At 67.1% G+C, this 13,812-nt stretch carries 10 protein-coding genes; 5 read left to right on the top strand and 5 right to left on the bottom strand.

Going from position 1 to position 13,812, the window contains the following annotated elements; genetic code table 11:
• Window positions 1–221: 221 nt before the first annotated feature.
• From VC212_RS19875 to VC212_RS19855, 5 genes are all read right to left on the bottom strand, one after another.
• On the bottom strand, window positions 222–2,411 hold the full coding sequence (locus VC212_RS19875; RefSeq protein ID WP_323526707.1) for an FUSC family protein: 2,190 nt from the start codon (window positions 2,409–2,411) through the stop codon (window positions 222–224).
• Window positions 2,408–3,874 carry an efflux transporter outer membrane subunit gene (locus VC212_RS19870; RefSeq protein WP_323526706.1) on the bottom strand — a complete coding sequence of 489 codons (1,467 nt, stop codon included), beginning with the start codon at window positions 3,872–3,874 and terminating at the stop codon, window positions 2,408–2,410. Before VC212_RS19870 ends, VC212_RS19875 begins: the two co-directional genes overlap by 4 nt.
• A complete protein-coding gene (locus VC212_RS19865) occupies window positions 3,871–4,794 on the bottom strand; it encodes an efflux RND transporter periplasmic adaptor subunit (RefSeq protein ID WP_323526705.1) in 924 nt (307 codons plus the stop codon). The genes VC212_RS19870 and VC212_RS19865 overlap by 4 nt, the downstream gene beginning before the upstream one ends.
• A complete protein-coding gene (locus VC212_RS19860; protein ID WP_074052590.1) occupies window positions 4,791–5,009 on the bottom strand; it encodes a DUF1656 domain-containing protein in 219 nt (72 codons plus the stop codon). Before VC212_RS19860 ends, VC212_RS19865 begins: the two co-directional genes overlap by 4 nt.
• A 101-nt stretch (window positions 5,010–5,110) precedes the next feature.
• Window positions 5,111–5,566: a MarR family winged helix-turn-helix transcriptional regulator gene (locus tag VC212_RS19855; RefSeq protein WP_323526704.1), complete on the bottom strand. Its 456-nt coding sequence runs from the start codon at window positions 5,564–5,566 to the stop codon at window positions 5,111–5,113.
• A 130-nt stretch (window positions 5,567–5,696) separates the two neighbouring features.
• On the opposite strand from VC212_RS19855, the gene folE reads away from it, so the two are divergent.
• From folE to VC212_RS19830, 5 genes are all read left to right on the top strand, one after another.
• Window positions 5,697–6,299, top strand: a complete 603-nt coding sequence (folE, locus tag VC212_RS19850) for a GTP cyclohydrolase I FolE (RefSeq protein WP_055852376.1) — start codon at window positions 5,697–5,699, stop codon at window positions 6,297–6,299.
• 19 nt (window positions 6,300–6,318) lie between these two features.
• Window positions 6,319–7,788, top strand: a complete 1,470-nt coding sequence (locus tag VC212_RS19845; protein ID WP_115526479.1) for a DUF3375 domain-containing protein — start codon at window positions 6,319–6,321, stop codon at window positions 7,786–7,788.
• Entirely contained in the window at window positions 7,775–8,479 is a 705-nt protein-coding gene (locus VC212_RS19840; RefSeq protein ID WP_115559364.1) for a DUF4194 domain-containing protein, read from the top strand. Before VC212_RS19845 ends, VC212_RS19840 begins: the two co-directional genes overlap by 14 nt.
• Window positions 8,480–8,959: 480 nt before the next feature.
• The gene (locus VC212_RS19835; protein WP_323526787.1) at window positions 8,960–9,172 is read left to right on the top strand and encodes a hypothetical protein; all 213 of its coding nucleotides are present in this window, start codon (window positions 8,960–8,962) and stop codon (window positions 9,170–9,172) included.
• 267 nt (window positions 9,173–9,439) lie between these two features.
• Window positions 9,440–13,444 carry an SbcC/MukB-like Walker B domain-containing protein gene (locus tag VC212_RS19830; protein ID WP_323526703.1) on the top strand — a complete coding sequence of 1,335 codons (4,005 nt, stop codon included), beginning with the start codon at window positions 9,440–9,442 and terminating at the stop codon, window positions 13,442–13,444.
• Window positions 13,445–13,812: the final 368 nt, after the last annotated feature.

The raw sequence follows: 13,812 nt of genomic DNA, 5'->3' as shown, positions 1-13,812 counted from the left end.
TTCGGGAGAAGGTGCCCGAAGGGCGGATGAGGGGCGCCTCAGGCGACTAGCATGCCAGCCATGGTGAACGCGTCGCCACGCGTCGCCAAGGTGAAGCATCGATATTGCGGTCGTGCATTGGGACACCCCAACCCCAGCCCGGGCTCCGGCCCCGCGCCCCGGCCTGCGCCAGCAGCGCGGGCGCTCCAAGGCACGCGCGCCAGCGGCGCGCAGGCAGTGCCTTATCGCCCCGCAGGGAGAGGGGCTAAATCAGGCTTCTGGTGTCTGGCATTTGCGTCCTTCTGAGCCATCTCGGCAAACACGCTGTAACGCAGCCCGATCAACCCCAGCAACGCGTCATCGCGATGCGTTCCCGCCGGCACCTTGCCCACGCGCGCCAGCGAAGCATCCAGACGCGTACGTAGAGCATCCGGTGCAGGCAACGGACGCTTGTGCGCGATCTGTTGCCGGTAGTGCGCGGCAACATCAGCCAGGATGGTGTCCACCGCGTCCACGCTCGGTGGCGGCAAGCCGTGCCGTGCGCTGCGCAGCTGCAGGATGTTCAAACCCACGCGTACTTCGCTGAGCATATCCATCGATGCCAGGTCGCTGCCTTCCGGCGCCAAGGCCAACCTGGGTGCTAGCAAGCCGAGCAGATCCAGCATGCGCGCGGCGAACTGGTGGCGGTCCTGCGCGCCATGGCCATCGGCGGCGTCGGCCAGCGTGCGCCACGCCTGGCGGACCAGGCGACGCGCGCTCCATTCGGCGCCGACCGAGCGGAACACCTTTGTGAGCACCACCGCGAATCCAATCCCCAGCACCATCGCCACGGCGGCGTTGACGAAGCTCTGGATGTTGGCGTTGTAGGTGTTCTGCAGGCTGAGCAGGGCGGTGAGATTCACCACCAGCGGCAGCGCGATCAACATGCTCTTGGGCCGATGCAGCAAGGCGCCGATGGGCAGAAACACCGCCGCCAACAGCAGCACCAACATCGGGAAGTCGTGGATCGCGGGGAAGATGCCGAACAGGTAAATGCCTGCGACTACGCTGGCGACCACCGCCCAGGTCAGAAACGACACCATGCTGGGTGCCGGGTCGTCCTGCGCGGCAAAGAACGCGGCTGTGACCGCAGCCATCATCGCGCCGTTGCCGCCGCCCTCCCAACCGATGCCGATCCACAACACGCAGTACGCCAGCAGCGCAAAGCCAGCGCTGAGCGCGGAAAACGCCGCCATGCCGAAGTCGATGTGGCGCGCGCTGCTGGCAGGTACGCCTGCATCGGCGGTCTGGGGCCGCGAGATGCCGAGGCGCTGCAGCAGTGAGGGGCGAATGCGCGAACGCGCACCGGCATCGCCTTGCGCAGCGCCCATCGATTCGGCTGTTGCAGGCTCTCTCGCTGCCGGCAGCGCACGCGGCGGCGGCAGCGCGGTGCCCCGCAGCAACGTCTGTTCCAGTGCGCGGCAGTCTTGCCAGAGGTCGAGCAATTCTTCCAGGCGCAGCAGCAAGCTCGCCAATAGCAGATGCTCGATGTCCTGATCGACTACCGGGCGCAGCGCGGCGATGCGTGCGCGCAACGCGTCGACATCGGCATCGCTGCCTGCGTCCTTGCGCTGATCCACCCAACCGGCGACGTCGTCCAGCAGCGCCTTGAGTGCGGGCGGCTGTGCAGACCCATCGCGCTGCAATGCATCCAGCCGATCGGCGATCGACGACAGCACCGGCAGCAGCATCAGCATGCGCGCGCGCAGTTGCTCCATCGCCGGTGCCGCACTGGCATGCCGCGGGTCGTCGTGACGGACGAAGGCGATCAAGGCCTCGAACTGCACCAGGTCTGCCGCCAGCCGGTTACGCGGCGTGTGCGAGTCGCCACGCTGCAGCACCTGCCGGCACCATTGTGCAGCGTCCTGCATCCAGCCGCCGATGCGTGCGGTCACCATCGGCCGCACCGAAGCGGGGAACACCAGCGAGGCAAACAGCACCGCCATCACCGTGCCCAATACGATCTCTTCGCTGCGCGCCACCACGGTGTCGAAAATGCCTTCCGGCGCGGTCACCGCAGGAAAGCCGATAAACGCGGTGGTGTAGCCGGCCAGCAAAAACGCATAGCCGCGCGGGCCGCGATTGAGCAGCGCCAAAAACAGGCAGGCCGACAACCACAACGCCATCGCCGCGCTCAGCAGTAGCGGGGTTTCGACCAGATTCGGCAGCATCACCAAGGTGGCCGCGCCGGCCAGCACGGTGCCGAGCACGCGGTACACGCCCTTGGCGCGGGTGGGGCCGAGCAGCGGTTGCGAGACGATATAGACGGTGGCCATCGCCCAGTACGGCCGCGACAGATTGCCGGCTAGCGCCACGTACAACGCTGCGATCGAGGCGGCAAAGGTCTTGACCGAAAACAGCCAGGCCTGGCGATCGCGCAGCAGTGCGTTCATGGCGTGGCAGTGGCAGTGGCAGCGGTGGCGTCGCTACGGGCGTCGGTATTCCAACCGCCGCCCAGCGCCAGAAACAGCTGGAGTTGATCCTGCGACACCTGCGCCTGCGCAGTGGCCAGGGTCATGTCGGCAGTTGCCAGGGTGCGCTCGGCATCCAGGCTGGACAGATACGGGGTGCGCCCGCCTTGATACAGCCGGCGGTTTTGCGCCGACGCCAGCTCGGCCTGTTGCTGCGCCTGTTCCAGCAGATGCAGGCGGTCCAGATCCTGCGCGTAGCGCGAGAGTGTGGTCTGCACCTCGCGCAGCGCCTGCAGCACGGTGTTGTCGAACTGCGCCAGCGCGGCATCGGCGCCGGCTTCGGTGGCGCGCACGCGGGCACGCGCACCGCTGGACGGCAGCGTCCAGGAAATCAGCGGGCCAAACGACCAGGCATGCGTTGCCGGCTCACCGAAGTCCGCCAGCAGGCCGGTGGCGCCGATCGAACCGCCCAGGCGGATATCCGGATACAGCTCGGCGGTGGCCACGCCGATGCGTGCAGTGGCCGCGGCCAGCCGCCGCTCGGCCTGGCGCACGTCCGGGCGACGGGCGAGCAAGCTGCGGCCATCGCCAATCGGAATGGGTTGCTGCAAGGCCGGCGCTTGCGCGCAGTGGTCGACACCGGCAGGCACTTCGCCAGGCGTCTTGCCGAGCAATGCCGCCAGTTGATAGCCGGCTGCCTGGCGACGCGCGCGCAGCGGTGGCAGGGCGGCTTGCAGCATCGCCACCTGCGCGGTGGCGCGGGCCAGATCCGGTGGGGTGCCGCGTCCGGCGGCGATCAGGCGTTGGGTGATCTCGCGGCTGCGCTGCTGCAATTGCAGCGAATGCTCGGCCACATGCAGCTCGTGGTTGGCATGGCAGATCTCCACATAGCTGCCGGCGACCTGCGCAGCCACGTTGACACGGGCGAGATCGATCGCGGCCTGCGCCACCTGCGTATCGGCGTGCGCAGCCTCGGCGCCGCGTTGCAGCTTGCCGAACAGGTCGAACTGGTACGACACGCCAAACTTGCCATCGGCCAGGTTGAACACCGGCAGCTTTTCTTCCTGCAAGAAGGCTTCGGCCGACACCTGCGCGCGGCTGACGCCGGCTTCCACCTCGTAATCGAAGCCGCCGGCGTCCATGGCCTGTTCGTACACCGCTGCGGCGCGGCGCAGGTTGGCGCTGGCCACCTTCAACGCGACGTTGTCGTGCAGCGCCTGTTCGACCAAGCCATCGAGCATCGGGTCCTGATACAGCGCCCACCAGCGTGCCGGCAGCGGCGCGCCGGGCTGCACCTGGTCGTTGCCGGTGTCCAGAAACGCGGCGTTGGCGGCCGGCCGCTGGTAGGCGGACTGGTCGGGCAGTGCGTAATTGGGGCCGACCGTGCTGCACGCCGCCAGCAACGTGACGGCCGCGCTCAGAGCGAGCAGACGCAGGCGCTTCATGGCGCGGCCTTTGCCTGCACATGCGCAGGCGAGCCAGCAGACGGCGCCGGTGCGGCATCGGGCAGGATCGTCACCGTGGCGGTGCGCCCGGCAATCAGCTGCACGTGCGTAGGCACCTGATCCAGCGCAATGCGCACCGGGATGCGCTGCGCCAGCCGCACCCAATCGAACGCCGGGGTGACATTGGGCAGCGCGCCGGCGCTACCGCTGCGGTAGCGGTCTTCGATGCCGGCAGCGATGCTTTGCACATGCCCGTGCAAGGTCACCGGCTCGCCCATCAGGCGCACGTCCACGCGCTGGCCGGCATGCACGCCATGCAGGCGGGTTTCTTCGAAATAGCCATCGACGCGGAACGAGCCGGTATCCAGCACCGCCACCACCGGGCGCCCGGCGCTGACGTAATCGCCCACGCGCACGGTGCGGTCGCTGACATGGCCATCGGCCGGGCTGCGCACTTGCGTGCGGTCCAGATTGAGCTGGGCCAGATCCACCGCCGACTGCGCGGTGGCCACCGCAGCCTGCGCCTTTTGCACGTTCGAGCGGCGCACCTCGGCATCTTCAGCCGCCACCAGGTCCTGCAGGCTGCGGTCGCGCGCGATCTCGCGGCGCAGCTGGGTCAGCGTGGCCTGGCGCTCGGCCAGCGCGGCTTGCGCCTGTTCCAGCGCAATCGCATAGCGCGCGCGGTCCACCACAAACAGCAGCTGGCCGCGCGTGACCGCCTGGTTGTCGTCCACCGCCACCGATTCCACCAGCCCGGACACGTCCGGCGCCACCTGCACCACATCGGCGCCCACGTGCGCATCGCGCGTCCATGGCGCGTCCATGTAGTACCGCCACAACTGCTGCAGCACCAGCGCGGCCACCACCACCATTGCCAGGGTCAGCAGCGCCGGCCCCGCGGTCTTGATCAACTTTTTCACGATTGCATCCAACGGGTAAGGAAAAACAGGCCGCCCAACAGCGCGATGTACAGCGCCAGGTTGAACAGCGCCGGGTGCCAGACATGGCGATACGCACCGGCGCGGGTCAGCAGCGCGCCGATGGCGCTGTTGAGCAGGTAGGCCAGCGTCATCAACGCCAGCAAGGTGGGAACGAACACACCGTAGAGACTGAATTCGCCGTACATCGGGCACATCCTGGGAAAGGGAAACAACCACGCCCGGCGCAGCGCAGCACGCGCGCCAGGGCCTGCGGAACGTCACAACCGGCGTCGCAGGACGACGCCTGACAGCTGACTCAGTCGGGCTGACTCAGCCGCGCATGCGCCTGCGCGATCTGCTCCCACAGCGTCAGCACCGTCTGCACCTGCGCTTCGCTGAGCGCGCCGAAGACCTCGGCGCGCAGCGCATCCAGGCGGATCTCGATGCGCCCGACCAGCGCATGGCCAGCGTCGGTGAGCCACAGCTGGTTGGCGCGGCGGTCGCTGCTGTCTGCCTCGCGGCGCACCAGCGTCTGTGTGCAGAGCTTGTCGAGCAGGCGCACCAGCGAGGGGCCTTCCATGCCCAGTTGCTGTGCCAGCGCCACCTGCCGGATACCACCGCCAGAGCGTCCGATCATCAGCAGCGGGCCGGTGCAGGCGCTGGACAGGCCGAATTCGGCAAAGGCCTGGTCGGCCAGCCGCTGCCACTGGCGGGCGGCGACCAACAGGCCGGAGCTGAGCTGGGCGCGGGGAGAGAGTGTGCTAAGCGTCATAATAGTTAGGATGCTATCAATTCAACAATGAATCAATAGTCACTGAACCCGGCCCAGCGGCCACAACCGCCACTGGGGCCGCCGGCCCGTCCTCGGGTACCATGCTCGCCCCCTTTGGGTGCACCTGCGCATGAGCCAGTCCGACCAGCCCGATTCCTCCGTTACCCAGGCCCAAGCCGAAGATGCCGTACGCACCCTGCTGCGCTGGGCCGGCGAAGATCCGGCCCGCGAAGGCCTGTTGGATACCCCGCGCCGTGTCGCCGAAGCCTATGGCGACTGGTTCAGCGGCTACCGCGAAGAACCGCGCGAATACCTGGAGCGCACCTTCGAGGAAGTCGCCGGCTACGACGAACTGATCGTGCTGCGCGACATTTCCTACGAAAGCCATTGCGAGCACCACATGGCGCCGATCATCGGCAAGGTGCACGTCGGCTACCTGCCCAGCGGCAAGGTGGTGGGCATCAGCAAGCTGGCCCGCGTGGTGGAAAGCTACGCGCGCCGCTTCCAGGTGCAGGAAAAAATGACCGCGCAGATCGCCCAGTGCATCCAGGACGTGCTGCAACCGCGCGGCGTCGGCGTGGTGGTCGAAGGCTCGCACGAGTGCATGACCACCCGCGGCATCCACAAGCGCGGCGTCAGCATGGTGACCTCCAAGATGCTGGGCAGCTTCCGCGAAGACGCGCGCACCCGCGCCGAATTCCTGCAGTTCCTCGAAGTAGGCGGCAAGCGTTGAGGCAGCCCCTGCAGTCGCCATGAAGCACCAGGCACGGATTGCCGGCTACCGCCAGTTGCGCGACCAGCCGGCGTGGAAATTGCTCGCCGCCGATCACGCCCCGGAGCTGATCGGCCTGCTGCAGACCCTGTTGCTGGACGGCGAGCGCCGGCTGCCGTCGGCGGTGCTGCATGCGCGCCTGCAGCGTCAGCTGGATGCGCTGCGCGGCGATGAACTCTCGCGCGAGTTGCCGCGCACCGCGCAGGCGTATCTGGCGCATTGGCTCTCGCAGGGTTGGCTGGAACGGCGCCTGCCCGAAGGCGCGGCCGAAGAGGACTACGAACTCTCGCGTGCGGCCACCCAGGCCATCCGCTTCATCGCGAGCCTGCGCGAGAGCGGCAGCAGCGCCACCGAAAGCCGGTTGTCGCTGGTGATCGAGCAACTGGTGCAACTGGCCGGCCAGACCGAGGCCGACCCGGCCACGCGCCTGGCTGCGCTGCGCGAAGAACGCGACCGTATCGATGCCGAGATCGAGCGCGTAGCGGCCGGCCGGGTTGCGGCACTGGACGGTAAGCGCGCGCTGGAGCGCACCCGCGACCTGATCCATCTGGCCGACGAACTGGCCGAAGACTTCCACCGCGTGCGCGATGACTTCGAGCAGCTCAACCGCCAGTTCCGCGAGCGCATCATCGATGACGAAGGCGCGCGCGGCGATGTGCTGGAGCAGTTGTTCAGCGGCGTGGACGTGATTGCCGACAGCGAGGCCGGGCGCACCTTCGAGGCGTTCTGGAGCCTGCTCAACGACACCCAGCAGAGCAGCCAGCTGGACAACGCGCTGGACGCGCTGCTCGCACGCGGCTTCGCACGCAAACTGGACCGCCGCGAACGCGCTTTCCTGCGTGGGCTCACCGGCACGCTGCTGGAGCGCGGCGGCGAGGTGCACACGGTAATGCAGCACTTCGCGCGTAGCCTGCGCGGGTTCGTGCAGAGCCGCGGCTATCTGGAACAGCGCCGCCTCAATCAATTGCTCAAGCAGGCGCAGGGCGAAGCCCTGCAGCTGCGCGACAGCCTGCACGCCACCGCCGCCACCGGCTACACGCAGGCGCTGAGCGCCAGCCGCCTGCGCTCGCTGTCGCAGTGGCGGCTGCACGATCCACGGCTCACCCAGGTCGATGGCCGCGTGTATGCCGCAGACGCGGCAGAGATCTCGCTGGACAGCGTGGGCGACCTGGTCGCGCAATCGGAAATCGATCTGCGCACCCTGCGCAACGATCTGTACGTGCTGCTTGGGCAACAGCCGCGGCTCACCATCGGCGATGCCTTGCAGCAACGCCCGGCCGCGCAGGGGCTTGGCAGCGTGATTGGCTATCTGTCGCTGGGCACGCGCCATGGCGTGGTGATCGACGGCCACATGGAAATGGTGCAATGGGAAGGCGGCGACGGCATCTTGCGGCGCGCGCGCATTCCCTTGGTGTGGTTTACCCGGGAGAAACGCAATGAACTGGTCTGAGCAGGCCCCGCTGGATGCGGACGACGACAACGACGACGCCCGCGATGCCGCATTGACGCTGCCGGCGAGCGATGCCGCCAACGCCGCGCCCGGTGGCGCACTGTTCCTGGGCGACACCGGCACGCTGCCGTTCGATGCACGCCGTGCGCTGTGTCAGCTGTTGGCTGGTCCCAGCATCGACGCGCAACGGCACGGCAGCTTGTGGCCGGCGCTGCTGCGCAACGAAGCGGCAGTGCGCCAGGTGTTGTGCGAGCTCTTTCTGCAGCTGGTGCTGGACCGCGAAGGCGGGGTGGCGTTCACCCGTCAGGCCGACACCGCCGAACTGGAATCGCCCAGCTTGCTGCGCAGCGCGCCGCTGACCTTCATCGAGTCGGTGCTGCTGCTGTTCCTGCGCCAGCAACTGGCCGAGGCCGATACGCGCGGCGAACGCGCGGTGGTGGACGAGACGCAGCTGGTGGAGGCGTTGTCGGTGTACGAAAAGAACGTGTCCACCGACAAGGCCGGGTTCACGCGGCGGGTGATGACGGCAATCGGCAAGATGCGCGACAACCAGTTGCTGTCGCGGTTGCGCGGCAGCGAGGAGCGTTACGAGGTGTCGCCGGTGTTGAAGCTGTTGTTCTCGGCGGAGGATGTGCAGGCGTTGGTGGTGGCGTATCGGGAGTTGCGAGAGGGGGAGGTTGCGTTGGAGTGATGCCGTTTGCGCCTGGGACGGTATCTCCCTTCTCCCTTTGGGAGAAGGTGCCCGAAGGGCGGATGAGGGTGCGGTGTCAGGCGGTGTGTGGTGTTGTGCGGGTTGTTTCTGCACCTGGGATGGCATCTCCCTTCTCCCATCGGGAGAAGGTGCCCGAAGGGCGGATGAGGGTGCGGTGTCAGGTGGTGTGTGGTGTTGTGCGGATTGATTGATGTTTGGCTGTGAGCGGTAGGGCAAGAGCTTTCACGCCCTTGCGGGCGCGAGTCACTTTTCTTTGCTTGTGCAAAGAAAAGTAACCAAAAGAAAGCACACCCCGTCCTCGCGCCCTCCGCGTCAAGGCGCTGCGGGTGCGCAAGGCCGGCAGAAATTTTTGTAAGGGACATCCATGTCCCTTACAAAAACGCCGCGCATCCATGCGCGCCGCCCTGCGGGTTGTATCTGCCGGCCTTGCCGCTGCGGTATGGGGCCCCGAAATGCAAACTGCGCAAGCAACGGCAACGGCAACGGCAACACAACAACAGCAACAACAACAGCAACAGCAACAACAGCAACAAGCGGGGCCTGTATCTGCAACACACTGCTGAAAGCAGCAAAGCAGCAAAGCAGCAAAGCAGCAAAGCAGCAAAGCAGCAAAGCAGCAAAGCAGCAAAGCAGTCACGAAGAAACGAAGAAGGAGCGATGGGCGCGCGATAGGACGATGTTGAAAAGGTGAGCGGTGAGTAATGCAGGTGTTCGACAATCCGCAACGGTTGTCGCGCTCGTCCGGCTTTCACCGCAATTGGTTCAAGCACCACGCTGTTGTAGGAGCGACCTTGGTCGCGAAGCCGTCCCCTTGCCCCATCCGTATTCCTGCCTAACTCCTACCCACCCGCATCCCGCACCACCGCCCCACAAAAATGCGTCACCGTTCGTAATGGTCTGTCCTTGGTGTCCCTGTCGTTCTGTTTTGGTGAGTGAGCAATGAATTCCCAGTCCAACCTGTCGCCGGCGTCGCCGGGTGCTTCCTTGTTTGCCGAGACGCTGGCCGAGCAGCGTGCGCAGCAGTTCCGCATGCGGCGCTTGCAGGTGCATAACTGGGGTACGTTCAACGGGTTGACCGAGGTGCCGATTGCCGAGAAGGGTTTTCTGTTCGTCGGGCGCTCGGGTTCGGGCAAGTCCACCTTGCTGGATGCGATGTCGGCATTGCTGACGCCACCGAGCATCGTGGATTTCAACGCGGCCGCGCGCGAGGCCGAGCGCAGTGGGCGCGACCGCAGCCTGGTGTCGTATGTGCGCGGTGCGTGGGCCGATCAGCAGGACAGCGCCTCCGGCGAGATCGCCACCCAGTACCTGCGCAAGGGCGCGACCTGGACGGCGCTGGTGCTGGAATACCGCAACGCGCAGGGCGAGGCGGTGAGCCTGATTCGGCTGTTCTGGATCGCCGGTAGCGGCAATGCCGCGGCCGATGTGCGCCGCCACTACATGGTGGCCCCGCGCAGCTTCGATGTGGCCAGCGAACTGGATGGCTTCGACCTTGACCTGCGCAAGCTCAAGGCGCGTCTGGGCGAGGACGTGGCGCATTTCGACGGCTTTGCCGGCTATGCCGAACGCTTCCGGCACGCGCTGGGCATCAGCAACGAGATGGCGCTGCGTCTGCTGCACAAGACCCAGTCGGCCAAGAATCTGGGCGATCTCAATGCCTTCCTGCGCGGGTTCATGCTGGATGAGCCGCGCACCTTCGAGGCCGCCGACCGGCTGGTGGAGGACTTCGCCGAGCTCGATGGCGCGCACCACGCCGTGGTCACCGCGCGGCGCCAGGTGGAAACGCTCAGCCCGGCACGCGCGCACCATGCCGCGCTGATGGACCTGCGCCGCAGCGTCGGTGAGCTGCGTGAGCTGCAGCTGGGCGTGGACAGTTACCGCGAGCAGCAACGCGTCGCCTTGCTGCAGGCGCGCCTGCTGGAGCTAGACAGCCAGGACCGCGGCCTGGCCGGCGAAGAAGGCCAGCGCCGCGAATCGCTGGACAACCACGAGCAGAAACTGGCCGGGCTGGAACGCGAGCAACGCGCCGCCGGTGGCGAGCAGATCGAAGAACTCGAACGCGAGCGTGTGCGGGTGGAGCGCGAGCGCGACGAGCGCCTGCGCCGCCGCGCGCAGATCGAACAGGCCTGCCGCCAGCTCGGCACTGCGCTGGCAGCCGGTGCCAGCGGCTTTGCCGCGCAGGTGGCGCATGCCCAGAGCGTGCTCGATGGCGGCAAACAGCACGCCAGCGCACTGGACGAGGCCATTGCCGAGCGCATGGGCGAGCGCCGCGACGACGAGCGCCGCTTTGCGGACATCCGTAGCGAACTCGATGCGCTGAAGAAGGCGCCGTCCAGCCTGCCCGCACCGATGCAGGCACTGCGCGCGCGCTTATGCGAAGACACCGGCATCGCCGAATCCGCGCTGCCCTTCGTCGGCGAGCTGTTGCAGGTGCGCGCGGACCAGATGGCCTGGCGCGGCGCGATCGAACGCGTGCTGCACGGCTTTGCGCAGTCGTTGCTGGTGGACGAGCGGCATTACGCGCAGGTCAGCGAATGGGTCAACCGCACCCATATCGGCACGCGCTTGGTGTACTTCCGCGTGCGTCGCAACGACGAACTGCATTCGCGGCGGGTCGATCCCGATGCGCTGCCTGGCAAGCTGCAACTGCGCGAGCACGCTTTCACCGACTGGCTGCGCAACGAGCTGACTCGCCGCTTCGATTACGCCTGTGTGGACAACGCCGCCGCGCTGCGCAATGCCGACCGCGCCATCACCCGCGAAGGGCAGGTCAAGCATCCCGGCGATCGTTATGAAAAGGACGACCGCCACGCCGTCAACGACCGCAAGCGCTGGCTGCTGGGGCACGACAACCGCGACAAGCTCAAGGTGTTCGAACGCGAAGCGCAGGCGCTCGCGCAGCGCATCGCCAGCTGCGAAGCCGACGTGGCCGCGCTGCGCAAGCAACGCGAGCAGGACCAGGAAAAACAGCTGGCCGCGCACACGCTGGTGGAGCGCGACTGGGACGAGATCGACGTCGGCCCCAAGCTGCAACGCCTGACCGATATCGACGAACAACTGCAGCAACTGCGCGAAGGCGACAGCGGCCTGCGTGCCTTGGGCCAGGCCATCGAGACTGCGCGTACCCTGCGCGATCAGGCCAAGCGCACCTTCGAGGACGTGCGCCTGGAACGCGCACAGCTGGCGCGCGAGCGCGTCCGCCTGGAGCAGCAGCAGGCCGGCGGCGCAGGCCGTGCCGGCACCGCCGCGCTCACTCCCACTCAGTTGCAGGGCCTGCACGAACGCCTGGCCGCGCTGGCACCGCTGTCGCTGGACAATCTGGAAGCGCACTTCCGCGTGGTCGAACGCGGCTTGGCCGAGCAGCTGGCCGAAAGCCAGGGCCGCGACAGCCGGCTCAGCGCGCAATTGCTCGAATGCTTCCGTCGCTACTGCCAGCAGTGGCCCGAAGACAGCGGCGACTTCACCGTGAGCCTGTCCAGCGCCGACGATTTCCTCGCGCGCCTGGACCGGTTGGAAAGCGACGGCCTGCCGCGTCACGAGCACCGCTTCTTCGATTTGCTGCAGACCCAGAGCAAGAACAACCTGCTCGCCCTGCAGCGCCACACTGCCGAAGCCCACAAGGGCATCAAGCAGCGCATGGACGAAGTCAACGCCAGCCTGGAGCAGGTGCCGTTCAATCGCGACACCATCCTGACCATCGAGGTCAGCGACCGTCGCCTGGCCGAGGTGCAGGAATTTCAGCAGCAGCTGCGCGCCGTGCTGTCGCACCAGCAGACCGAAGACCGTGCGCTGGCCGAGGCGCAGTTCGCCACCTTGCGCACCTTGGTGGCGCGTCTGGGCGCGCAGGAGCCGGAGGCGCGACGCTGGCGCGAACAGGTGCTGGATGTGCGCCTGCATGTGGAATTCATCGGCGTGGAGCTGGATGCACAGAGCCGTGCGCAGGTGGAGATCTACCGCAGCGGCGCGGGCAAGTCCGGCGGTCAGCGGCAGAAACTGGCGACCACCTGCCTGGCGGCAGCGTTGCGCTATCAGCTCGGTGGCGAAGATGGCGAACTGCCGCGCTATTGCGCGGTGGTGCTGGACGAAGCCTTCGATAAGGCCGACAACGAATTCACCGCGCTGGCGATGAACATCTTCGAAAACTTCGGCTTCCAGATGGTGGTGGCCACGCCGTTGAAATCGGTGATGACGTTGGAGCCGTTCATCGGTGGCGCATGCTTTGTGGAAATCAGTGGCCGCCATAACTCCGGCGTGTTGCTGATCGAATACGACGAGCAGGCGCAGCGGCTGAAATTGCCCGAGCGCTCGCGTGGCGAGGAACCCGCGGCCTCGCAGGCCGAGCCGCCAGCCACGGCGGCGCAGCAACGCCACGCAGCGGCGGTGAGCGATGCACCGTCAGACCGCGAGGCAGACGAGCAGGCGACAGCGGGCGCGGCGATCGCTGCACCAACCGAGGCAGTAGCCGCGGCACCGACGCGTCGTGGCAAGGGCAAGCCCGCGGCTGCAGCGACTTCTTCCGCGCCGGTGTCTGCACGCAGCAGCACGCGTGCGGCAGCCCCAACGCACACGGCAGCCAAGGCAGACGGCGCTGCATCAGCCAAGCGCACATCGGCGGTGTCGGGCGCACCCCGCACCCAGGCTGCAATGCCGGGCAAGTCGCCCAAGGCCGCTGCAAAACCCGCTGCCAAGCCGGCGCTCAAGCGCCCAGCTGCCGCTGCCAAGCCTGCCGCCAAGTCGACATCTGCTGCTGCAGCTACAGCTCGCACCGTCAAACCGACGTCCAGCCCCACGCGTGCGGCCAAGGCGCCAGCAAGCGTAGTCAAGGTCGCCTCATTGGGACGCACGTCAGGCAAGCAGGCCGCAACGCCAGCGTCAGCGGCATCCACCAAGCCGCGGCCCGCACCGGCGCGTGGTGCGGCATCGAAGGCACGCAGCAAACGCTGAGTGCCCGGTGCGGCTATGCCGTGGGAGCCGCCGTCCGACGCGGCGTCACGGCTCGCTACCGCCGCCGCAGGCATGCAGACACGGCGCTGGCGGCGACGAGCGACACGCTGCGCGGCGTAGGGCTGCTCAGGTTGCCTTCGTCGGTAGACGGCAGCCGACGCGTCGACTGCGTCGTTCTCTCAGCGATGACGTCGCCACGAGCGCTGCGACACATGCGCAAGGCTCCGCCTGCACACACGTCATTGAAAAAGAGGCACCGTTGCGAACGTAGATGTTGGCGCTTTTGTCCGGCGTGCAAACACCGAAGGTGCACCTCGCTCAAATGACGGTAACCGGCAAGGCAAACCGCACAGCGCGATGTACCTGCC

Source organism: Xanthomonas sp. WHRI 8932A, assembly GCF_035012785.1.
GTDB lineage: Bacteria > Pseudomonadota > Gammaproteobacteria > Xanthomonadales > Xanthomonadaceae > Xanthomonas.
The sequence above is the reverse complement of the archived record's forward strand: the minus strand, read 5'-3'. Positions and strand labels throughout refer to the sequence as shown.